Here is a 24,520-nt window from a genome sequence, read left to right on the forward strand (position 1 = left end):
TATTTTTTTTCTCAACGGTATTGCATAAACCTCACGATTCAAGCAGTAATATTCATACTGTTTTTGTTTTCTTTTTATTTTTTCTCGGCATACTTTCCGTTTCTATTATTGGATTGAAAGGTTGTTCTTATTATTTGATTCCGATAGCTGAACGTCCATATCATGCGGATTACGATTTATGGAAACCTACGGGATTCATTGGGCATGGACTAGGTTTTCTTGGAACAGCAATGATTATATTGGGTGTTTCTACGTATTCTTCGAGGAAAAGAATTCGTGCGATTTCGTCGTGGGGGAAAATCAGTTACTGGTTAGAGTTTCATATTTTTTTATGTCTTGTGGGTCCCATATTCATAGTATATCATACTACATTTAAATTCGGCGGAATTGTTGCAGTAAGTTTTTGGAGTATGACTGCTGTAATGTTAAGTGGAATTGTCGGAAGATATTTGTATGTGCAAATTCCGAAAAATATTCGCGGAGTAGAAATGACGATAGAGGAATTATTAAACGAAAATTTTATTTTCACGAAGCGATTGCGAGAAGAGTATAAAATTTCGGAAGAGCTATTCAAACGTATGGAAATCGTTGTTTCGCTTGCGCGCGAAAAATCGCAAACGTTGCTTGGTGTGTTTGAGGAATTTTTTCTCAAGGGTTCGCAACGAAGAAACGTCCTTCAATTGTTGCAACATGAATTAGTGAAGGCAAACATTTCTACTCACGAAATCAAAAACATCGTTTCGCTTACGCGCAAGAAAATTATTCTTGAACAGCGGATAGCATTGCTCGAAGGAACGAGAAAATTGTTTCATTATTGGCATGTCATTCATTTACCGTTCACTATTGTTATGTTCATCATACTCGCAATTCATATTATTGTTGCGTTTCTGTTTGGCTATCGTTGGATTTTTTAATAGCAGTTATTTTCTTATTTCTTTATTGTAATAAACCATTGTATGAAAAATAAACCAGTGCTTGTTTATGGAGGCATTATAGTTGTGTTAACGGTAGTAATTATTGTTGCAACTTTGAAAGAACAAAAACCGATACCGCAACAAATTTCAACTCCGCCGCAAAGCGAACTTCCTTTGAACCATCCGCCAATAGACGGAATGAACAACAATGCTGCGAAACCATCGAAGGAAAACGTCGCGCGGCGTGTGCAACAGGAAATTGAGAACTTACAACACTCAGTTGAAAAAGAACCAAACAATATTTCACTGTTGATGCAACTTGCAAATTTTCTCTTCGATGCGCATCAAATGTCGGAGGCAAAAAAATATTACGAACGTATTTTACAACTCGATGCGAAAAATACGGCGGCACGATTGGAATTATCGGTTTGTTATTATCACGAACAGAATTTTCAACAAGCAATTTCTTTGATGAAAGAAATATTGTCGTATGAACCGAGAAATCAAGATGCTATGTACAATCTCGGTTCGCTTTATGCTACAATGAAAAATGATGCGGAAGCATTAACTTGGTGGAAGCGCACGGTACAAGCAAATGATACATCTGAACTTGCAAAAAAATCGAAAGAGAATATTTCGTTTCTCGAAAATTCTTTAAAAAAATGAAGCGACTATTCTATGGTGGAATAGCAGTACTCTTATTTTGCGCGCACGCATATCCGCAAATTTCTCCCGGAAAACTTTCCAGCGCGCACGAATCGCTTGAAGGAATAAACAACTGCACGCAATGTCATAATTTAGGGAAAGAAATTTCCGGTGAAAAATGCTTGCAGTGCCATAAAGAAATACAACAACGAATCAATGCGCAGCACGGTTTTCATTTCAAAAAAAAAAATGAAGACTGCATTGTTTGTCACAAAGACCATCGCGGGAAAGAAGTTTCGTTGCTTCGATGGGACAAAAAGAATTTTTTACACGACGAAACCGGATATGGTTTGGAAGGTAGACATCGCACGCTTAAGTGTGAACAATGTCATACGAAGAGCAATATTCGCGATGAAGATATTCTGAAAAAAAGCAATGCGTTTATTTCAAAAACGTTTTTGGGTTTGCATCGAGAATGTTTATCGTGTCACGAAGATGAACATCGCGGGCAATTGAATACCAATTGTTTGCAGTGTCATTCGTATGAGCAATGGAAACCTGCGGAGAAATTTTCTCATAACGAAGCGCGGTTTTTATTAAAGGGAAAACATGCAAATGTTCGTTGTCAAAAATGTCATACTGCAGAAATAAACGGAAATTTGGTACGATTGAAAACGTTTAAACCATTACAATTTCAGCAATGTCATTTCTGTCATAATGATGTTCACGGCGGGAAATTAGGCGCAAGTTGTAATTCTTGTCATTCTGAAGATGGATGGAAAATTATTGCGGAAGGAAAATTTAATCATTCTAATACGCGGTTCCCGCTTTTAGGAAAACATCAAAATGTTGTTTGCGGCAAATGCCACAAAGAAAAGAGGGGAGAAAAAAAATTTTCTGATAGAACATTCGCTTTGTGCAGTGATTGTCATTCCGATTATCATCGCGGAGATTTTAAAGAGAGAGCAGATAAGGGCAAATGTGAAGGTTGTCATACGATTGAAGGATTTTCTCCATCTACGTTTTCAGTAGTTTTGCATAATGAAACAACGTTCAAACTAACAGGAGCGCACGAAAAAATACAATGCAATCAGTGTCATAAAAAAGAAAATTCCGGATCGAAAGAAGAGTATATACGTTTTCGTTGGAAAGAATTACGTTGTCAAAGTTGTCATACTGATATACATAGTGGACAATTTGCAACGCGAATGAAAGACAAAGGGTGTTTGGAATGTCATTTGACAACAAATTGGAAGTCGTTATTGTTTTCTCACGATTCAACTGTATTTCCGCTTGTTGGATTACATCAGGCAGTTTCTTGTAAAGAATGTCATAAAATTGTAACTTTGCAAAGCAATTTCAACTACATTCAGTTTACGGGAACACAGAAGCAATGTAATGAATGCCATACGGATGTTCATTTCGGGCAATTCAAACGTATAGAGAATAATCAAACAAAGTGTGAACAATGCCATTCTGCTCGAGGTTGGAGTTTTCTACAATTTGAACATAACACACAGTCACAATTTCGACTCGATGGAAAACACGCACAACTATTTTGTGAAGATTGTCATAAGAAAACGACGCAAGATGGAAATACATTCACGCGGTACAAACCGTTATCACCTCTTTGCGAATCATGTCATGCAAAAAGATAAATAGCGTTTCAGTTACAATGTGAAAACACTGCAACAATACATACGAAAAACAATATTTCGAGCATTGGTTGTTTTCGTAGTGAATGCACTTGTAAATATTGAAGAAGTGTATTCGCAAGAATCACCTCACGGAATACTTTCACTTCCGTGTGCAGATTGCCATTCGACAGATTCGTTTCGTGAATTGCGTAGAGATTTGCAATTCAATCACAGTGAACGAACAAGATTTCAACTTACTGGTCAACATAAAAATATTCGTTGCCAATCGTGTCATCATTCATTAAAGTTTTCAGAGGAGAAGGGTTCTCTGCAATGTGTTTCATGTCATACAGACCAACATCGCGGCGAAGTTGGAAAACAATGTGAACGTTGCCACACTACACAAAGTTGGGTGGTTACGGATATAGTGGAGAAACATCAAGCGTCGCGCTTTCCGTTATTAGGAATTCATCGAAGTGTAAGTTGTGTGCAATGTCATACGAATCAGCAAAAGAATGAATTTGTCGGATTACCAGTAGATTGTGCTGGATGTCATCGAGAGGACTATCAGCGTTCAAAATATCCTTCACACAACGCAGTGGGAATATCGTTCCAATGCGAAGATTGTCATCAAATTACTTCATCGAAGTGGAATGTAACAACATTTCTTCATCCCAATATTTCTATTATAAACGAAGGCATTCATTCCACTCTCTCGTGTGAATCATGCCATAATAAAAAAACGCTTGGTACTCCGAAAGATTGTTTTGGTTGTCACCAAAATTCGTTTGTGAACGCAGTAAATCCTAATCACGTAACAGGACAATTTTCGCATGATTGTAAAGCGTGTCATACTGCGACGCAATGGAAACCTGCAACATTCAATCATATAGGAACACAATTTCCTTTGACGGGTTCTCATCAATCGGTTTTGTGCGAGCAATGTCATTCGAACGGCAATTATACTTCATTATCAAGCGAGTGTTTTAGTTGTCATGAATCGGATTTTAGCCAAACACAGAATCCCAATCATATTGTATCTCAATTTTCACACAACTGCGAAACATGTCATTCTACAAATGGATGGCAGCCGGCAACATTCAATCACGCAACAACGCAGTTTCCATTGAGCGGAGCGCATCAAACAACGGCGTGTCAAGAATGTCATACCAATGGAAATTATACAAATCTTCCGATGGATTGCTGGAGTTGTCACGAAACAGATTTTTCACAAACAACAAATCCCAATCATACGACAGCGCAATTTTCCCACTTGTGCGAATCTTGTCACAATACTGTTGGATGGCAACCGTCAACATTTAACCATACGAATACACAATTTCCATTGACAGGAGCGCACGTTGCTACTCCTTGTCAGCAATGTCATATCAATGGAAATTATACAAATATTCCAACCGACTGTTGGAGTTGTCATGAACAGGATTATACGTCTGCAAACGAACCGCCTCATACATTGCCTAATTTTAGTCATACGTGCACTGAATGTCATACAACAGAAACGTGGGACGACGCATCGTTCAATCACAGTGTTACTCAATTTCCATTAACAGGTGCGCATATTTCAGCAAGTTGTCAACAATGTCATGTGAACGGAAATTATACAAATGTTCCCACAGATTGTTATCCTTGTCATCAAACCGATTTTACTTCCGCTCCTCAACATTCTTCGAAAGGATATCCGCATAATTGTACGACAAGCGCGTGTCATAACACATCAAACTGGAATTCTGCATTTAATCATACTCCGGAATTTCCCATAGCGCAAGGAACAAAACACCGTCCCGGAAGATGGAATGTTTGCAGTGATTGTCATCCTAATGCAAACAATTTTTCAGTATTTACTTGTACAACTTCGTGTCATCCGCAAAATGAAATGAACAATGAACATAATGATGTAAGTGGCTATATTTATCAAAGTGCCGCATGTTATGATTGTCATCCAACAGGTGAAGAAGGTGTTTTTCAACGCAATTAACATTTTTGTGCGTTTAATTTTCCTATTCTTTCTCTTCGCCTCGTTCACGTTCTCTCAAATTACTACACAGAGTGGAAGTGTTACATACATTTCCTTAGGAAACGTGTATGTATCACGTCCTGAAAATGTGCAATGTAACGAAGGTGATACGCTTTTTGTGCTTCGCGATAATTCGACGATTGCACATATTATCATTTCTGTCGCAAGTAGTAAATCTGTTGTCGGAAAATTTTTTCCGGATTCAGCGACAATCAAAATCGGTGATACCGTGAGAGGTTTTCAGATGACCACCAAGAGCGTTTCATCGAAAAGACAAAAAGAACGAACCACAAATATTTTGAGTGAACAAAGAAACAATATTGTTCGTGGAAGAATTGCGTTGCAAAATATAAGTGTGAATAATTTCAATTTGAGCGAACGCTCATTTCATCAATCTGGAATAGTTCTGAATTTAAATGTGCAACGTGTTTTCGGTTCACTATGGAATTTTTCGATGTACTTCAACTCGCAGTACATTTCTTCATCGCAAAAATTACGATTGGGAAACACATCGCGAACGAGATTTCGATTGTTTGATTTTTCTTTTGATTATCCCAATACGAGCGAAGGATTTGCTTATTCGTTTGGAAGAGTGCGTTCCAAATATACTGTTGGTCTTGGAGCGTTTGACGGTGCGCAAATTATTTATTCGATGAAAGAATGGACATTTGGTATAGCAGGAGGAACGCAACCGGATTATCGCACATCACGCATCGCCACTGAATATGTACGGTTTTCTCCGTTTATTCATTTTCAATCGGGAAACGTTTTCGGTTTTCAATATGATGGAACAGTTGCATACACGCGACAAATGTTCCAACTGCGATTAGATAGAGAATTTCTTTACATGCAAAATTCATTTTCTACTTCGCAGTGGTTTAATTTTTATCATAGCACAGAAATAGATTTGAACGACATCAAGAACGGTTTGCGGCAGAAGGCGATTCAATTCACGAACACATACATTTCCATCGGAAGTTCGCCGCTTGATTGGCTGTCGTTGAATGCGGGGTTTGATGCAACGAAAAATGTGTACTTGTTTGAAACGCATCGTTCGCTTGCTGATTCACTTTTTGACCGTTCGTTACAACAAGGATTTCGAATGAGTATGACAATTCGCTTGCCGAATAATTTTTCGTTGAACGGATTTTCCAATATTCGATTTCGTGAATCGGATGAGCGAACGTCGGTAAATAACGGCATCGGAATTCGCGCAAACAATATTCTCAATTCGCGTTTCAATGTTGGCGTTCGTAGTTCGCTTTTAAATGGAATTTTTACTGATGCGGCTACTGCAGGAATTGATATTCATCGCGAAATTGCCAGCGGAATACAGGCAACAATAAATTTTGAACAGTATTTTTATGAACTGATGAACGGCGGAAATACTAATACGCTCACAACAATCGGCGCAAATGTTTCTGGGCAACTTTCTTCAACATTATTTACTATCGCATCTCTCGAAAAAAATTTTGACAAGTTTGCGAACACGATGCGTGTGTTTTTAGAAATCGGTTATCGCTTTTAACGTAGATGGAAACACTAATCACGCTGAGTATTTCCGTTCTCATCATCGCTCCCGTAATTTTTTTTTATCTTCGTTACAAAAAGAAAAAAAACAAAAAATTTAAACATCATTTACAACGGGCGATTGACAGTGGATTGAATGAAGTTGCAACACTTCATCCTTTGATCAATCAATCGCTGTGCATTGGTTGCGGAACGTGTGTTGCATCGTGTCCTGAAAATGATGTGTTAGGAATTGTCAACGGAAAAGCCACGGTAATTTACGGCGCAAGATGTGTTGGTCACGGATTGTGCGCTCAAAATTGTCCCGTTGGCGGAATCGAATTGGTTCTTGGAAATGCAACAACAAGCGTTGAAGTTCCTCACATCAAAGACAACTATGAAACAAACGTGCAGGGAATGTATATCGTTGGAGAATTGGGAGGCGTTGGTTTGATTCGCAATGCAATCAATCAAGGAAGAGAGGTTATTGAGTACATTTCAACGCAAAAACGTTTGCAACAAAATATTCTCGATGTCGTCATTGTTGGTGCAGGACCTTCGGGATTGAGTGCGTCGCTTTCGGCGTTAAAAAATAATTTACAATTTGTAACTCTTGAACAAGAAGCGGATTTTGGCGGCTCTATTCTTCATTATCCGAGGAATAAATTAGTGCTGACTTCACCGGTGGAAATCCCTTTGTACGGAAAACTGAATCTTTCTGAAATTACAAAAGAAAATTTGCTGCAAATCTGGAATGACATTATTGAAAAAACAAAACTCAAACTTCATTTCAATGAAAAAGCAACGGAGATAATAAAATCGAACGATGTTTTTTTTGTTCGTACTTCACAAAGCGAGTATCAGACGAAAAATGTTGTGCTTGCATTAGGAAGAAGAGGAACTCCGCGAAAACTTGGCATACCCGGCGAACAGCATTCCAAAGTAATGTACCGCCTGATTGAAGCGGAATCGTTTCAGCAATCGCATATTCTCGTTGTCGGCGGCGGAGATAGTGCAATTGAAGCCGCTGTTGGATTGGCACAACAATTGGGAAATACCGTAACGATTTCATACCGCAAAGATACGTTGACACGTTTGAAAGCGCGCAATCAGGCGAACATTCAGAAATATATTTCCGAAAAAAAAATTTCTCTTCTTTTCAATTCGTCTGTTCGGGAAATACACGAAAAATGTATTGATATAGATGTAGCGGGAACAATACGTACGTTGCCTAATGATTATGTGTTTGTATTTGCAGGAGGAGAATTGCCGTTTGAGTTCTTAAAAAAAATTGGTATTGAAATTGATTTACATAGAGGAGAATCAAAATAATTTGAGTACTTTAACCCGCCATTTTTCTTCATCTCCAGCATTTTTTTTTCGATTCAAGCATCGAGAAAACTGTTATATTATTTTCATTTAAATTTAAAAACACATTAATAAGGAAATAAATGTATGTTGAAGACTTCTTTCTTTTTAATCATCTTATTCTTGCTGAACAATTCTTTTATTTCAGCGCAGCAATATTGGAAATGGAAAAACCCGTACCCGCAGGGAAACAGTTTTACCGCAGTATATTTTATCAACGAAGAAATCGGTTATGGCATTGGAGAATTTGGAGTAATTCTTCGTACGACCAATGGAGGAGCTGAATGGGCGCAACTTTCAAGCGGAACAGTACGAACGTTACGCGCTGTATATTTTTTCGATTCCGATAATGGTTTTGTTGCCGGAGATTCCGGAACAATTCTTCGTACAACAAACGCCGGCGATTCGTGGACAATGCAGAACAGCACGACATTCAATACACTTCGTGGAATTTCTTTTGCAACTTTATCACAAGGATTAATCGTTGGTTCTTCCGGCACGATTGTAAAAACTACTGATGGAGGAACAACGTGGAATTTGCTTACGAGCGGAATTACGGCAAGGTTGAACTCCGTTGCTTATATCAATGCGGATACTGCAACTGCGGTAGGAACTGCGGGTGGAGGTGGAGGTACTGGTACTATCATTCGTACAACAAATGGAGGAACAACGTGGGCATTGCAAACCACGATTCTACAAAGTGCGTTGAATGGCGTTGCGTTCTATAATACGAACATCGGTTTTATTGCTGGCTCGAATAATCGTTTGTTGAGGACCATCAATGGAGGAACAACGTGGATTCGAGATACTGTACAAGGTTCGTGGAATGCAATTGCAAATATAGATTCTCTTACGTGTGTTGCTGTTGGACAAAATGGAGTAATCGTCAAAACAACGAACGGTTCTACTTGGAATTCGCAGACAAGCGGAGTTTCGAATCATTTAACGGGAGTTTCTTTTAAAGGAAATACTATAGGAACTGTAGTCGGTAGTTTAGGAATCGTTATTCGCACGTCAAACGGCGGTGATTCATGGATACAACAATCGCGCACTGTTACGACTTCGAATTTGTTCGGTGTTTTTTTTGTGAACAGAACAATCGGTTTTGTTGGCGTGAGATCTGGTGTAATGTTGAAAACAACAAACGGCGGTGATTCGTGGATACAACAATCCTACACCGCTCCCGGAATAGTGAGCTCCGTGTATTTTAATGACGAAAATATTGGTACTGCTGTAACCGATTCCGGCGCTATCATTCGTACGAATGATGGAGGAAATACTTGGCTGTTGCAACAAAGCAATACAACTTCAGTTCTGAATTTTGTACAATTTGTCAATGAAAATACTGGCGTTGTTGTTGGTTCAAACAGTACCATTCTGTTCACAACGAATGGCGGAGAAAACTGGATTCCTTCTGTCACTGGATTGAATAAAACATTTCGTTGCGCTTCATTTGTTTCAGAAAATCTGTGCATTGTTGTAGGCGATACAGGAACAATCATTCGAACGACCAATAAGGGTGAAACATGGATGAATCAACACTACAGCACTTCTAATTTTATGCGCGGGGTTCATTTTTCTAACGAACAAAATGGTGTTGTTGTTGGTTCATTTGGAATGATTATAAAAACTACGGATGGGGGAACTACCTGGAGTGAACCGAATAGCGGAACTCAAAACACTTTGCGAGCAATTTCTTTTTCTGATGAAGAGAATGGAACTGCAGTCGGCGAAAACGGTACAATTGTTTCGACAACAAATGGAGGAACTTCGTGGAGTATAATTGCAACTCCAACGATAAACAGATTAAGCGGCATATCAATGACATCTGCAGCAACGGGAACAATTGTTGGAAACAATGGAACCATATTACGAACGCAGAGTTCAGTTTTTCCTCCAGATACTCCTTCGTTACTTTCACCCGAAAACAATGCGACGAATCAATCCATTACTCCTCTTGTAAATTGGAATGCTGTTACAGGAGCAACTTCGTATCGCTTGCAAGTTGCGAAAGATTCCCTCTTTGCAAATGTAGTAACGGATAAATCGAATATACAAGGAACATTGTTTGAACTCAGTTCACTGAATAGTTTTACAAAGTACTTTTGGCGAGTGAGAGCAAAAAATAATGAAGGAGTTAGCGAATTTTCCGATACGTGGAATTTTACAACGCGGCAAGTTGCAGTTCCATCTGTTCCTACGTTGATTTCTCCAGAAAACGGTGCAGTGAATCAGGAAATTACCCTTATCGCAACTTGGAATGCTTCAGATAGTGCAATCGTTTATCGTCTTCAAGTTGCAAAAGATTCACTTTTTGAAACGATAGTTGTTGATATTTCTGAAATTGAAAATACTTCAAAAGAAATTGGTCCTCTTTCAAGCAACACAAAATATTTTTGGAGAGTAAGCGCGCAGAATGTCGGAGGAAGCAGTGAGTTTTCAGAGAAATGGAATTTCACGACAAAATTTATTGCTCCATCAAATGCTCCAACATTAGTTTCTCCCGAAAATAATGCAACGGAAATTTCAACAAAAGTTGTTTTGGTTTGGAATTATTCACAAGGTGCAGATAATTACGGTGTTCAAGTTGCAACCGATTCACTGTTTGAAAATTTGATTGTGAATGATTCTACAGTAACGGATACGACGAAAAAAGTTACACTTGCTAGTTTAACAACGTATTATTGGAGAGTAGATGCACGAAATGCAGGAGGCAACAGTGCGTATTCCAATATATGGAGTTTTACAACAGTATTTGTTCCTATTCCATCTGTGCCTGTTTTAATGTATCCACAAAATAATTCCGTACATCAACCTCGTATCATTGCGCTTGAATGGGAACCTTCTTTGAATGCAGAAACATACCTTTTGCAAATTGCAACGGATTCGTTGTTTGAAGTAATGGTGCTTGAAGATTCAACGATTGTTGAAACAACAAAAGAAGTAGAATTACTTGGCATAACGAAATATTATTGGAGAGTTCGAGCAAAAAATGTCGGCGGAATTAGTAATTTTTCCGATGTATGGAATTTTACTACGATTATTGCTCCGCCAACAGTTCCGCAACTTGTTTCTCCGCAAAACAATGCTACCAATGTTTCGCTTGTAATAAATCTGCGATGGCGAAAAACAGAACGCACAGAAACGTATCGTCTTCAACTTTCCACCGATTCGCTATTTGAAACATTCGTTGTAGATGATTCCACCCTTGTTGATACTCTGCGAGAAGTCGGTCCGCTTGCTTATAACACTCGATATTTTTGGAGAGTTAGTGCGAAAAATTTCGGAGGAACAAGCGAGTTTTCAAACGTTCGAAGATTCTCAACTGTTATTTCTCCTCCTCCTGCACCAACATTACTTACACCGGAAAACGGCGCAACAAATCTTCCGCAATCAATTTTATTTACGTGGAATCTCGTTGGCGGAACTGGATTTGTTATTTACCATTTGCAACTTTCCATAGATTCGCTTTTTGCAACGTATGTTGTGAACGATTCGAATATTTTTGGAAATACACAGCTACAAGTGAATGGTTTGCAAGGTTCGACACAGTATTATTGGCGTGTGAGAGCAAGAAACAATAGTGGTTACGGAGAATTTTCAACTGTTTGGAATTTTTCAACCGCAACAATACCACCATTGCCACCAGTACTCTTGTTTCCATTCAACGGTTCGCAAAATATTCCGAGAGAAGTATTAGTACGATGGAGAAGTTCGCTCAATGCAGAATTGTATCATTTACAAATTGCGTTGGATACTGCGTTTGAGAATTTTGTTGTCAATGATACAAGTATTGCTGATACGATGAAACTCGTTGGTCCACTTCAATTTTTTACAAAACATTATTGGCGTGTTCGAGCAAAAAATAACACTGGATACGGCGATTGGTCGTTGCGAAGGAGTTTTACAACGCTCATTCAGGTTCCACAGCAAGTAATGTTACTCGCACCTGAACATAATGCCACAATCAGCAGCGATAGTATAATTTTCCGTTGGAATAAAAGTTTTCCAGAAGTTAATCATTACGGCATTGTCATCGCGCTCGATACTGCTTTTGCAAATATCGTGTATGCGGATACATCGGTTCTCGATACACAGAAAGTTGTACGCGGGCTTATAAACGACCGAAGATATTGGTGGAAAGTCAGCGCGCATAATATTACCGGTTGGGGACAATTTAGCGAGATACGGAAATTTACGCTGTTTATTTCCGGGGTAGCAGAACTTGGCGGAATTCCCAAAGTATTTTCTCTTGAACAAAATTATCCAAATCCGTTCAATCCTTCAACGATTATCGAATTTCATTTACCACAACAAGGCTTTGTTACACTCAATGTATTTGATGTTCTTGGAAACAACATATCAACGCTGCTCCATCAGGAATTTTCGGCAGGAAATTTTGCATACGAATGGAATGCAAGTGATGTTCCGAGCGGAATATATTTTTATCGCATAAGTGTTGCACATGAAAATCATTTGCAATATAGCAAGACGAATAAACTTATACTTCTAAAATAAAGAGGAAATACAAAATCAGTTTGATAGAAAATCCCACTACTGAAAATGTGTGTGGGATTTTTTTTACGGAGAAAAAGGATAGAAAAAAAATAGTAAAAGAAGTCTTTACAAAAGATAGAGTGAAGTTGTTGAGAGGAGATTGCTTCGCATCGCTCATAATAACCGTTTCTATTTTAGGACTTTGCAAAACATTTTACAAACGAGTGATTCTTTTAAATTTCTGCAAGAATATTTTTCAAAGAAAATTTTCTTCTTATTTTCACGAACAAATTTTCAATGGATATTGTTTCTGAAATAATTTCTGCGCTTGAATCGGAAGAAACAATAATTCTTGCAACAATTATTTCGCTTCCGGTTCTACTCCTGCGTCGTCTTGTTCCAAAATGTTGGTTAAGCAAAACGGAAATTCTTCTCTTGGCACAATCGGAGGCGGATGTATGGAAGGAGAAGTTCTATTGCATGCGCAGCGATTGTTCGAAACAAACAAAGCAGAAATTCTAACCTTTCACTTAAACGAAGATGACATTGAGCATGGTTTGATATGCGGAGGAAGTTTGGATGTATTTCTCGAACCGATTTCGTGCAAACAAATTATTCTTTTCAAAAAAATTCTTTCAATGCAAAATAATGGAAATGATTGTATCCTTGCAACATTGCTTTCTAACGAAGGGAAAATTATTTTCAAAAACATTGTTCCAAACTCTTCGGGAAGTAGTAACGTATTGGAGAAATGGAGAAGCGAATTAGCACTATTCAGTGTTCCGACACCGCATTCATTGAAAAAAGAAATTGAAAAAGTATTTCGTAGAAACGAAACACACAGAATAAAAACAGAAACCGGCGAATGGATTCTTGAGCCGATTCAGGGAACGCCGCAACTAATTATTTTTGGCGGAGGACACGTATCAAAATATATTTCAAAAACTGCGGCGATGTGTGGGTTCCATGTTTCCATCATTGATGACAGAGAAAAATTTGCGAACGTTGAGCGATTTCCCGAAGCGAAAAAAGTATTCACATTAGACTTTGAGAACGGTTTTAAAAAAATTGCAGTTAAAAAATCATCATACATTGTTATCGTAACACGCGGACATCAATACGATGAAACCGTATTGGAGCAAGCGTTAAAAACGAACGTTTCGTATGTTGGAATGATAGGAAGTAAACGTAAAGTGCTTGTGACGTTCGAGCATTTACTTTCCAAAGGGATTTCACTTGAACAATTGAAACGTGTTTACTCGCCGATAGGAATTGAAATCGGCGCAACTACAGTAGAAGAAATTGCCGTTAGTGTTGTTGCAGAATTAATTCGTGTTCGTAAAGGGAAGCGTTTTCCGCTTCAACATAAATTGCAAATGATGGAAGATACGTTTGTGCATTTACAAAAATAAACCTTGCAATGAACGTTGCGGCAATTATTCTTTCTGCAGGAACATCACGACGAATGGGACAACCGAAAGCATTGATGAAATTGAATGGAAAAACATTTCTTCAGCAAATCATAGATGTACTTTCCGCAACTTCAATTTCTAATATCACTGTAGTATTGGGAAGTTCTGCTCAACAAATATGCGCATCGCTTGGTGATTTTTGCGGGAAAATAATTATCAACGAACATTGGCAGCAAGGTCAACTTAGTTCCGTTATTGCGGGAATTGATTCTCTCGGTGAAAATTTTGTTGATGCGATAATGCTTTGTCCCGTTGACCATCCGTTGATTTCTGAAAATGTTATACAAGAATTATTGTGTGCATTCGAGACGACGAAGAAAAAAATTATTCTTCCAAAATATTGCGGACGTCGTGGACATCCTATAATTTTTTCGCGCGATATATTTTCGGAAATAAGAAACGCACCAACAGAAATTGGCGCACGTTCCGTTCTCCACAAATTTCCGAATGAGATTTGCGAAGTTCAGACAAACGAAGAATGTGTACTAGCCAACATTGATACAAGAGAAGATTACGAAAAGTATATTGCAAACACACACAATGCTGAATTTTGAAGAAGCAAAAAAAACAATACTTAATTTAGTGCATCCTTTTGGAATAGTTACACTTCCATTCAACGAAGCGCGAAATTATTTTCTTGCCGAAGATATTGCAGCAGAAGAGAATGTTCCTGCGTTTGATAACAGTGCAATGGATGGATTTGCTGTTCATTCGGAAGATGTAAAAAATGTTCCAATTGAAATGAAAATTTCTGGTGAAGTTTCAGCCGGGAATGTGTCTGAAATTGAATTGAATCGCGGTGAAGCTATTGCAATTTTTACTGGCGCAAGAATTCCTCAAGGATGCGATGCGGTTGTTCAGCAGGAATGGACTGAAAAAATTGACGAATTATATGTAAGGATTTTACAAACCGTGAAGCCGCGACAAAATATTCGTTTCGTTGCGGAAGATATAACGAAAGGTGAAATTATTTTGCATCATGGACAGCGAATAAATGCAGTTGAAATCGGTGTGCTTGCTTCTTTGGGTAAAAAAAATGTGTGTGTGCATCGTTCACTTCGTTGTGCAATTCTTTCAACGGGAAATGAATTGATAAATATTGATGAAGAAATACATGACGGGAAAATTCGCAATAGTAACGAATGTGTTTTGGAAGCGATGCTTCGAGAACACCAATGTGAAGTTGTAAATTTAGGAATTGCAAAAGATAACATTGAAGAGTTGCGAACAAAAATTTCCGAAGGATTGAAACACGATGTATTTATTACGAGCGGAGGAGTTTCTGTTGGGAAATATGATTTCGTAGCGGAAGCATTACGACAACTTGGAGTTGAAATATTCTTTTCCGGTGTAAATATAAAACCCGGTAAACCATTTCTCTTTGGCTTATACAATTCAAATCCAGTGTTTGGACTTCCGGGAAATCCTGTTTCGGCAATGATGACGTTTTTGCAATTTGTAAAACCAGCATTGTTGAAAATGCAGGGTTCGTTAATTTCAAAACTCGAATCGCATTATACGTTGAGTGCAGTAATGGAAAACGAATACAGAAAAAATGATTTCAAACGTCATTTTGTACGAGGAGTTGTTCAGCAAAAGAATGGAAAATATTTTGTTCGCACATTAGAAAATCAATCATCAAACTCAATATCATCAATGGCAAGAGCAAATTGTATTATTATTGTTCCAGAAGAAACACAACGAATTTGTATCGGGAGTACAGTGGAAATAGAAATGTTATGATTACTGTAAAAGTAAAATTGTTTGCGATGATTCGCGACTTGTTCTGTGCAGATGAAATGCAATTTTCCATCGAAGAAAAAACATCAGTGGAAAAAATTTTGGAACTATTGAGTGAAAAAAATAATCGTATTGAAGAATGGAAACCATTTCTCCGAATTGCAGTGAATTGTGAATACGTTACTTTTGATTGTTTGTTACGCAATAACGATGAAGTTGCAATTATTCCCCCCGTGAGCGGTGGATAAGTATATTGAAGATTGTAGCGATGATAGAAATTGTTGAAAGAAAAATTGATGTGCACGCCGTTATCAGAAGTGTAGAAGATGATTCAGCAGGAGCGATTGATGTATTTATCGGCTCAACGCGAAATATTTCCGATGGGAAAAATGTGTTGTTTCTGGAATATGAAGCATACGTTTCGATGGCGAAAAAAATGATGGAAGAAATTTCCGCCGCAATATTTGCGAAGTGGGATGTAAAAAAAATATCTCTTGTTCATCGCATCGGAAAAGTGCCGATTGGTGATGCAAGTGTTGTACTCGCCGTTTCTTCTGCGCATCGGAGCGAAGCATTTGAAGCATGCAGGTACGCAATTGATATGTTGAAAAAAAATGTTCCGATTTGGAAAAAAGAGTTTTTTGACAACGGTGAAATTTGGGTGGATGGAAATAATTAGAACAGAATAATTTGAACGTGGTAGTTAAAGATAACAATAGGTAATTATTATGCGCGATGTTTCTTCAAAGTCAAATTCATTACGAACGGCAAAGGCGACTGCGACGCTGAATATTTCTATATCAACAGCGGAAGCAATACAAAACGGAAATGTTCCGAAAGCAAATCCGATTGAAGTTGCGCGCGTTGCGGGAATTCAGGCGGCGAAAAATACGAGTGTAATTATTCCCTATTGTCATCAGGTTCCGCTTGACAATGTTCAAATAGATATTATTGTAGATACGAATTCAATTTCAATTTTCTCCGAAGTGAAAGCAATATGGAAAACTGGGGTGGAAATGGAAGCGTTATGTGCGGTATCGGCAACGGCATTAACATTGTACGATATGCTGAAACCTATTGACGAAACAATGGAAATTGTATCCATTCAATTGTTGGATAAGAAAGGCGGAAAATCCAACATCAGTGAACACGGCGAAGGATTATCTGCGGCAGTAATTGTGCTGAGTGATTCTGTGCGCGAAGGATTGAAAGAAGATGTTTCGGGAAAGATACTTGTCGAGAAACTTCAGCAGCACAAGTTGAGAGTTGCACATTACATTATTTTACCCGATGAAAAAAAGGAAATCGAAAATGAACTGAAGCGACTTTCTGATTCAGAAAAAATTGACGTTGTAATTACTACCGGCGGAACGGGAATTTCAACTCGTGATGTTACTCCTGAAGCAACACTTTCTGTCATTGAACAACGATTGGTGGGAATGGAGGAAACGTTGCGAAGTTACGGACAACAGCGATATTACTTTGCTATGTTTTCACGCTGTGTTGTTGGAAAACGAGGAACAACGCTCATCATAAATCTTCCCGGTTCAACACAAAGTGTGGAAGATGGTATCCATGCGTTGTTTCCGCATGTGTTTCATTTTTTTCGAATGATAAAAAACGAACGTCACGACAATAACTGATTTGAGAAGTGATATCAAAAACTCCCATTACCAACAACGCACTGTTTCGCAAAATGTTGAGATAAAATTTTGCAGGTGTTACGTTTGTAATTATTTGTAATCACCACGGCATACTGCGAATCGGAAACATAAATCCCGAAAGCAAAATTATCTGGAGCATCGAAAGCAGCGACGCGAGTTGAAATGCGACTTGCTGCGAATCCGAAATTGCCGAAACCCAAAGCCCGATGCTCAATGCTGCAATAATGAAAACGAGTGTTGTAAAAAAAAGTAATAGCAAACTTCATTGCTTCACATCGAAATTGATATGGTCAACAGAAAAAAAATTGCAGAAGCATTTGATGAGGTTGTGAACGTGGATAGCGTGTTCGTGCATTGCCTTTTAAAAACTTTGCAATTAAAATATTTTGCTTCTCATTCTTAAATCGGAAAGAGTTACTGCGCTTTCGATTGAATCATCGGGAACAAGTAAGTATTCCCATTTTTGATTGGAATGAGAGGAAACTACTTTACACCATTCTATTGTTTATTTTGCTTTTATATTCGCATTAGAGTATTCATTATCAAACTCTCCACGCTCCTTTACTTCGATGAGAGAAATTGTGTTGTTGGAAATAAAAATGAAATCTGGAAAATGTTTTCCTGCGAGAGTATTGATAGAAAATTGACTTGAAGGGTTTCGCATCAATAATTCACAACTCTCTCTATCAAGGATTTTTGCAACAAGAAGTTCCGGCGTACTGTTAAATCGTATTTCTCTGTATAAACTTTTTTTCCATCCAACTGCGAGTCTTTTTTCATCGCGTTTCCATACATCGAGTTTATCTTGTTCTACAAATTTTTCATCCTATGGAACACTATAAATCACTGGTGTAAATGTAAATGATTCTGTTTCTTCGGGAAGCACCGTAAGGATGGAAGCGGATTTTTTCATTGCCTCCTCAAGTTGAATTTTTATTTCTTCAGAAATTGTATCTCCAACCGCTTCACAAACCTTTCGTATTTCCTCCTCTGTTTTTGCATTCAATAGATTAAAGAATTCACGAAATACACGCTCTGATTCAGGTATTTCACCACCAACTTCACTTATTTCTTTTGTCAATAAAATTGCATTCACGGCGTTTGATATATTCACATACAGCGTTTCGTTTTCCTCAAAGTATATATCTCCGTTCACAACAACAGAAACGGTTTTTATTGTATCCCCGCTGTAAAATGTGAGTGAGCCGTTCGTTGAAATATAATCTGTTCCAAAAATTACAGTTCCATTTGCGGAAGCATAATTTACTGTAACGGTTTGTCCGCTTGCAGGAAGTAGTTTTACCGTAAACGTTGCAGAAGGAGAACCACTGTTGCCTTCAAAAACACTTATATCTGCGATTGAAAGAGAACTTGTTTTTGAAGATGAGAGAGAATTACTTGCAGTATTTACACGTTGCGCATTCACTTTAAAGTGGAACAAAATGCAAATGAAAAGGATAAAAAAAGTAAGAAATGATTTTGAAAAAATGGGCTTCATACAATTACCTCGAGTTAATAACAAATTATGAATATTACATTTATTAGTGCTGAAAATTTTCGCGCTTAATATAAATAAAACTTATGCAATTTCTCAATGCTTCAAAAAATATTATTTTTTTCATAGAACTGATTACGAATTTTCAAACAATTTATTTCTACACACTTTTCCCGCACAACAAATTTTTCCTATCTTTTGCCCAATATTTTTTTAAAAACAGTGAATATTTCTAAAGCAGATTTAGTTACCCGCGTCGCCAACGGTACCGGAGTTACAAAATTAGAAACCGAAGCGATCGTTGACGGTTTTTTAGAATCAATCAAGGATACACTGATAGACGGAAGCAATATTGAAATCCGCGGATTCGGAAGTTTTAAAGTCGTACTGCGTAAACCGCGTGTTGGTCGCAATCCAAAAACGGGTATCAAAGTTCCCATTGATGAACAATTTACTCCGTTTTTTAAAGTGTCAAAAGATTTTAAAACTGCAGTCAATGCAAATTTGAAAAAGAAAGTAAGCCGTTGACTACACAAGAAAAATGTTCGCAATGCAATGCAACATTAACAGGTGCCGATAAATATTGTCCCGAGTGCGGCAACAAGATTGATTGGGGAAAAAAGGGCAGCGACGATTTATACAATTTTTTTTCCAAGAAAGAAAATCTTCCCCAAAAGAAAACACGCGGAGGAAAATTCGTCTGCGATTTTTGCGGATATTCGAATAGTAAAAACGCATCCTATTGTGAAGGTTGTGGAGCAATTCTCTCTGTCGCACATTCTGCCGATGCGGACATAGCGGAAGAAGTAGAATTATTGTTCAATCAACCGCAGGTAAAACAGGCAGAACCAAAATTGCCCGAGGAAATTTCTTTGCAAAAACAAAAAACTGTTTTCAATGAAAAACACCAGGAGCAGAAAATCGAAGCGCCAAAAATCTCTTCAGAAGTAGAAGAAAAAATTCCATCATACACCTTTGAACACAAATCGGAAAAGAAGCCAACGTACATTCCTCATGAAAAACCGAAAGTAGTGGAAGAATCGGTTATAAAAGAACAAGTGAACGTGAAGACAAGAAAAAAAATTGATTTGTGGAAAATCTATCTCGCGTTTGTTGTGTTATTTTTGTTTGCATTGTTGTTTTTTACTTTTTATAGTGAAAAGAAAGCAGTCGTTCCGCAGACTCAACAACAATCTGAACCAGAACTTCAGCATTTGCAGCAATTAGAGGAGGAAATGAAAGCGCATCCGAATGACGCAGAAGCGGTTTTGCATTATGCAAATGCGCTTCACGATGCAAGAATGTTCCCCCGCGCAATAGAACAATACATCAACTATCTTTCAATGAATCCCAAGAACGCAGATGCATTAGTGGATTTAGGTATTTGTTATTTCGAAACGAACAATGCAACAACCGCAATTACGAATATGAAAAAAGCAATTGCCATTCAACCGAAGCATCAAAAAGCGCATTTCAACATTGGGATTATTTCTTTGAACATAGGGGATATGAATACAGCAAAGGATTATTTTCAGAAAGCGGCACAACTAGATGAAAATTCGGAAACGGGAAAGCGTGCGAACGAATTTTTACAAACTCATTTTAAGTAATAATTTTAACTTTAATTAGAAAGAAAAAAAATGCCTTGCGGAAAAAAACGTAAACGACATAAAATGTCAACGCATAAGCGAAAAAAACGTTTGCGAAAGAATCGGCACAAGAAACGAAACCGATAATGTTGAACGAGTTATGATATATGAGATGTGCGTATAACAAACGCATATCTCATATTTTCTATACTTCGATGATGAAACGGAAATCGTTGATTGTTGTTTATTTCTATAGTATGTTTAGAAAACAATATTTCGCCGAGTTGGAGTTCGTACGTTCATAATCAGATAAATCGTTTTAGATAGAACACTTATCGGGCAAATACAACTGTTTTTTCAACGATACGCGGAAGCGCTATATCATTTAATTGATATTGATTTTAACGATATGTATTCGTTTGAGATATCTTCCGTGCGATTTTTCTGCCGCAATTCAAATGTTTTCGTACAATACAATAACGGCAATTGAAATGCTTCGTTGGAAATTGCTTTAGCGATAGAAAGTTTATCTATTACAATGAAATTGCACGACAACGATTGGTTACTGAAATAGAGTGCGTGGCTCTATCGTTATATTGCCGCTGTGCGTTAAAGATGAGCGGCAAAAAAAAATAAGATAGGCAATTACAAAAGTCAACAGAGCGAACAGTGTGTTTCTGGTACACTGCGTGGGTGAATGCCGGAAAAACCACAGTTGCACAAAAAAATAAATTTTTAAAAATGAACAAGTGTTTTTTGTTAGTTTGTTTTTAATTTTTAAGAGAAGTTTGTATAATTAACCCAACATTTCGGAGAACAATTTATGTATCAAAATAAAAAAGAAGGCCTGGGAAAAGGTCTGCTTCTAGGATTTCTTATCGGAGGAATTGCAGGAGCAATAACTGGATTATTACTTGCGCCAAAAACCGGGAGAGAACTTCGAAGCGATATTCAAAGAAAATCGGATGAAATAAAAGACGGTGCAAAAAAAATATTTACCGACACATCTTCCAAGATTCGAGGATTCGGAAAAACTGCTTACGAGCGAGGCGAAGAATTGTATGATACTGCTGGAGAAATTATTTCTGATACGATGGAACAAACATCGAAATTTTCCGATGCAGTCAAAGCAGGCTACGGAGCGTATAAAGAAGAACGAGACCGAGCATAAGCACTTTCTTTTATGACTGAAACTACACTTCTCATCATTGTTATTCTTTCGTCGCTTTGCGTTTCCGCTGCGAGTATTTACCTCGTGATGATTTTTTATCGGATGGAAAAAAGTTTAGACCACCTTGATAAAAAGGTAAGCGCACTCTGCGAACAAACATTTCCGATTCTTGAGAATTTGAATGCCATTACGACAAAAGTTCGAACAATTACTGATAACCTTAACGAACAACTCTCGATAGTGAAGGATTCTGTTGAAAGTTTTCGAATTGCGATGGATGAAATTATTGCGTTCAAACGGAAAGTGCAACATCGCATCGAAGAACCCGTTATGGATTCCGTTTCATTTGTAACAGCGTTCGTGAAAGGCATTAAAGCTTTTTTTGAAAGAATGAGAAGTTGAAAAAAATCCTCTTGACAATTTTTTCACAACGAAAGGAACAATATGTTGGCATTGTTCTTTTGCGCAACAGAATGCAGTAATTGGTTGCGTAACAAATTTCACTTCTAAGTTTTTTCCCTTTCGACAATTCGTACATTTCTACAAGTTTATTCAATTATTTAACACACATCCTACTATTTTTTATGAAAGAATTTTCCACTGAACAAATCAGAAATATAGCAGTTGCTGGGCACGGAGGTTCCGGAAAAACATCATTTACCGAAGCAATACTTTTTACTGCGGGCGCATCAACGCGTTTGGGAAAAGTCGAAGATGGTTCCACCCATTCCGATTATCGCGCCGACGAAATAGAACGAAAAATTTCTATCAACACTTCGTTATTGAATTGTGAATGGAACAATACAAAAATCAATATCCTCGATACTCCCGGATATACGGATTTCACGGGCGATGTAAAAGCATCAATGCGAGTTGCCGATACTGCAGTCATTGTACTCAAAGCATTTGAAGGAGTTGAAGTCGGAACGGAACTTGCGTGGAATTATACAAAGGAATATCAACTTCCAACAATTTTTGTCATCAATAAAATTGACGGCGAACACGTTGATTTGCCAAAGGTTTTGAAAATGGTTCACGACCGTTTTGGCGGAGATGTAACAGTTGTTGAAATCCCTCTTGTTACTGGTCCTAATTTTCACGGTGTTGTTGATATTCTCAAAATGAAAGCGTTGGAATATCAATCGGATAAAGGAAAATATGTTGAAAAAGAAATTCCTTCTGACCATTTGCAAGAAGCAAAATATTTACGCGAATCATTTATTGAAAAAATTGCAGAGAGCGACGAAAAACTGATAGAGAAATTTTTTGAACAAGGAACTTTGAGCGACGAGGAATTGCGCAACGGATTTCAAACAGCATTTTTCAACAGAAAAATATTTCCTTTGCTTTCTTGTTCTTCCACTAAAAATGTTGGTATCGCGGGCTTGTTAGATTTTCTTATTGAGTATGCACCGCATCCGGCACAACGCGATAAAACAAAAGCCAAATTTTCCGGAACAGAAAAAGAAATAATTATTCCGATGGAAAGTAAAGGAGAACCTGTTGGGTTTATTTTCAAAACTGTTTCAGAACCACACGTGGGCGAACTTTCATTCTTCAAAGTGTATTCCGGAACGTTTACCCATGGTTTGGATTTGGTAAATCAAAAAAACGGAAAACCGGAACGCCTCTCGCAACTGTACGTAATGAATGGAAAGGAAAGAAAAGAAGTTGGTCATGTGTTTGCTGGCGATTTAGCCGCAGTAGTAAAATTAAAAGATACGCATACAAACAACACTCTATCGAGCAAATCATTTTCTATTGTACTTCCACTCATACAATTTCCGGAACCGGTAATCAGTCAATCCATTACTGCAAAATCGAAAGGGGACGAAGATAAAATCGGAAACGCACTTCATCGTTTGCACGAAGAAGACCCGACATTTGTTGTTTCTCACGATCAGGAATTGGTGCAAACAATAATCAATGGACAAGGTGAATTGCATTTAACGATATTAGTGAAACGAATGAAAGACCGCTATGGAGTTGAAGTAGATATTCGTGAACCTCGTTATGCTTTCCGGGAACGCATACGTGGAACATCGCGCGTAAGTTATCGTCATAAAAAACAATCGGGCGGCGCAGGTCAATTCGGAGAAGTATATTTTCATATGGAAGCGTATCGTGAAGGCGCGCCATATCCATCGGATTTGACTATTCGCGGAAAGGAACTGGAAGATTTGCCGTGGGGAGGAAAACTCGAATTTGTGAACGCCATTGTTGGAGGAGCGGTTGATGCAAAATTTGTTCCAGCAGTAAAAAAAGGGATTATGGATATAATGACAAGCGGAGTTATTGCCGGATATCCGGTTTCTGATGTGCGTGTCATTTTACACGATGGGAAAATGCATCCCGTAGATTCGAATGAAAATGCGTTCAAAACTGCGGGTAAAATGGCGTTCAAAGATGGATTTTTACAGTCGAAACCTGTATTGTACGAACCGATTTATGAAATTGAAGTAACTGTTCCCGAAGAAAATATGGGTGATATCATGGGAGATATTTCAGGACGCAGGGGAAAAATTTTAGGAATGGATTCGAACGGAACGTATCAAATTGTCAAAGCATTAGTTCCGTTGAAAGAATTATACCGCTATTCGACAACAGTTCGTTCGATGACGCAGGGACGCGGAATTCATCGGCAGAAGTTTGCGCACTACGAAGAAATGCCTCGTGAAATTATGGAAAAAGTTATTACAGAAGCAAAACATAAAGTTGAAGAGGAATAGAATTTCGTTGTATATTTTCCATAGCGCATTAATATTGAAAATTGTTTGTATGAAA

Annotated in this window: 21 protein-coding genes; 18 read left to right on the plus strand and 3 right to left on the minus strand. The window is 37.9% G+C overall.

What is annotated here, in order from left to right; genetic code table 11:
* The first annotated feature begins 20 nt into the window (after positions 1–20).
* The 7 genes from FJ218_01110 (at position 21) to FJ218_01140 (ending at position 12,626) form a co-directional block, all read left to right on the plus strand.
* Positions 21–914 carry a hypothetical protein gene (locus FJ218_01110; GenBank protein ID MBM4165516.1) on the plus strand — a complete coding sequence of 298 codons (894 nt, stop codon included), beginning with the start codon at positions 21–23 and terminating at the stop codon, positions 912–914.
* Between the two features lie 42 nt (positions 915–956).
* On the plus strand, positions 957–1,580 hold the full coding sequence (locus FJ218_01115) for a tetratricopeptide repeat protein (protein MBM4165517.1): 624 nt from the start codon (positions 957–959) through the stop codon (positions 1,578–1,580).
* Positions 1,577–3,217, plus strand: a complete 1,641-nt coding sequence (locus FJ218_01120; protein MBM4165518.1) for a cytochrome C — start codon at positions 1,577–1,579, stop codon at positions 3,215–3,217. The genes FJ218_01115 and FJ218_01120 overlap by 4 nt, the downstream gene beginning before the upstream one ends.
* Positions 3,218–3,236: 19 nt before the next feature.
* The gene (locus tag FJ218_01125) at positions 3,237–5,192 is read left to right on the plus strand and encodes a hypothetical protein (GenBank protein MBM4165519.1); all 1,956 of its coding nucleotides are present in this window, start codon (positions 3,237–3,239) and stop codon (positions 5,190–5,192) included.
* Positions 5,193–5,199: 7 nt separating this feature from the next.
* Positions 5,200–6,759 carry a hypothetical protein gene (locus FJ218_01130; protein ID MBM4165520.1) on the plus strand — a complete coding sequence of 520 codons (1,560 nt, stop codon included), beginning with the start codon at positions 5,200–5,202 and terminating at the stop codon, positions 6,757–6,759.
* Positions 6,760–6,764: 5 nt separating this feature from the next.
* Positions 6,765–8,072: a 4Fe-4S dicluster domain-containing protein gene (locus tag FJ218_01135; protein ID MBM4165521.1), complete on the plus strand. Its 1,308-nt coding sequence runs from the start codon at positions 6,765–6,767 to the stop codon at positions 8,070–8,072.
* Positions 8,073–8,195: 123 nt separating this feature from the next.
* Complete coding sequence (locus FJ218_01140) at positions 8,196–12,626, plus strand: T9SS type A sorting domain-containing protein (protein MBM4165522.1); 4,431 nt, start codon at positions 8,196–8,198, stop codon at positions 12,624–12,626.
* A 212-nt stretch (positions 12,627–12,838) separates the two neighbouring features.
* On the opposite strand, the gene FJ218_01145 is transcribed toward FJ218_01140, so the two are convergent.
* Complete coding sequence (locus FJ218_01145; protein MBM4165523.1) at positions 12,839–13,024, minus strand: hypothetical protein; 186 nt, start codon at positions 13,022–13,024, stop codon at positions 12,839–12,841.
* Between FJ218_01145 and FJ218_01150 the strand changes: the two genes are divergently transcribed.
* Genes FJ218_01150 through FJ218_01175 form a run of 6 tightly spaced genes read left to right on the plus strand, consistent with a single transcriptional unit; the run spans position 13,010 to position 17,460 of the window.
* The gene (locus FJ218_01150; GenBank protein MBM4165524.1) at positions 13,010–14,017 is read left to right on the plus strand and encodes a hypothetical protein; all 1,008 of its coding nucleotides are present in this window, start codon (positions 13,010–13,012) and stop codon (positions 14,015–14,017) included. The genes FJ218_01145 and FJ218_01150 overlap by 15 nt on opposite strands.
* A gap of 8 nt (positions 14,018–14,025) precedes the next feature.
* Complete coding sequence (locus tag FJ218_01155) at positions 14,026–14,631, plus strand: nucleotidyltransferase family protein (protein MBM4165525.1); 606 nt, start codon at positions 14,026–14,028, stop codon at positions 14,629–14,631.
* Positions 14,603–15,820 (plus strand): molybdopterin molybdotransferase MoeA, encoded by a 1,218-nt coding sequence (locus FJ218_01160; GenBank protein ID MBM4165526.1) that lies wholly within the window; start codon positions 14,603–14,605, stop codon positions 15,818–15,820. Before FJ218_01155 ends, FJ218_01160 begins: the two co-directional genes overlap by 29 nt.
* On the plus strand, positions 15,817–16,065 hold the full coding sequence (gene moaD, locus FJ218_01165; protein ID MBM4165527.1) for a molybdopterin converting factor subunit 1: 249 nt from the start codon (positions 15,817–15,819) through the stop codon (positions 16,063–16,065). The genes FJ218_01160 and moaD overlap by 4 nt, the downstream gene beginning before the upstream one ends.
* A 20-nt stretch (positions 16,066–16,085) precedes the next feature.
* Positions 16,086–16,496: a molybdenum cofactor biosynthesis protein MoaE gene (locus FJ218_01170; protein MBM4165528.1), complete on the plus strand. Its 411-nt coding sequence runs from the start codon at positions 16,086–16,088 to the stop codon at positions 16,494–16,496.
* Between the two features lie 49 nt (positions 16,497–16,545).
* The gene (locus FJ218_01175) at positions 16,546–17,460 is read left to right on the plus strand and encodes a bifunctional molybdenum cofactor biosynthesis protein MoaC/MoaB (GenBank protein ID MBM4165529.1); all 915 of its coding nucleotides are present in this window, start codon (positions 16,546–16,548) and stop codon (positions 17,458–17,460) included.
* Positions 17,461–17,560: 100 nt separating this feature from the next.
* Here the strand turns inward: FJ218_01175 and FJ218_01180 are convergent, their stop codons facing one another.
* Positions 17,561–17,740, minus strand: a complete 180-nt coding sequence (locus FJ218_01180) for a hypothetical protein (GenBank protein ID MBM4165530.1) — start codon at positions 17,738–17,740, stop codon at positions 17,561–17,563.
* A gap of 567 nt (positions 17,741–18,307) precedes the next feature.
* On the minus strand, positions 18,308–18,979 hold the full coding sequence (locus tag FJ218_01185) for a hypothetical protein (protein MBM4165531.1): 672 nt from the start codon (positions 18,977–18,979) through the stop codon (positions 18,308–18,310).
* Between the two features lie 225 nt (positions 18,980–19,204).
* Here FJ218_01185 and FJ218_01190 point away from each other — a divergent pair, with 225 nt between their 5' ends.
* From FJ218_01190 to fusA, 5 genes are all read left to right on the plus strand, one after another.
* Positions 19,205–19,504: an integration host factor subunit beta gene (locus FJ218_01190; protein MBM4165532.1), complete on the plus strand. Its 300-nt coding sequence runs from the start codon at positions 19,205–19,207 to the stop codon at positions 19,502–19,504.
* Positions 19,501–20,586: a hypothetical protein gene (locus FJ218_01195; GenBank protein MBM4165533.1), complete on the plus strand. Its 1,086-nt coding sequence runs from the start codon at positions 19,501–19,503 to the stop codon at positions 20,584–20,586. The genes FJ218_01190 and FJ218_01195 overlap by 4 nt, the downstream gene beginning before the upstream one ends.
* Positions 20,587–21,388: 802 nt before the next feature.
* Positions 21,389–21,736 (plus strand): YtxH domain-containing protein, encoded by a 348-nt coding sequence (locus tag FJ218_01200; GenBank protein ID MBM4165534.1) that lies wholly within the window; start codon positions 21,389–21,391, stop codon positions 21,734–21,736.
* A 12-nt stretch (positions 21,737–21,748) separates the two neighbouring features.
* Positions 21,749–22,138, plus strand: coding sequence for a DUF948 domain-containing protein (locus FJ218_01205; protein ID MBM4165535.1), 390 nt, complete (start codon positions 21,749–21,751; stop codon positions 22,136–22,138).
* 182 nt (positions 22,139–22,320) lie between these two features.
* A complete protein-coding gene (gene fusA, locus FJ218_01210; protein ID MBM4165536.1) occupies positions 22,321–24,465 on the plus strand; it encodes an elongation factor G in 2,145 nt (714 codons plus the stop codon).
* Positions 24,466–24,520 lie beyond the last annotated feature (55 nt).

It is taken from the genome of Ignavibacteria bacterium (assembly GCA_016873775.1).
Classification (GTDB): Bacteria; Bacteroidota; Ignavibacteria; order UBA10030; family F1-140-MAGs086; genus JAGXRH01.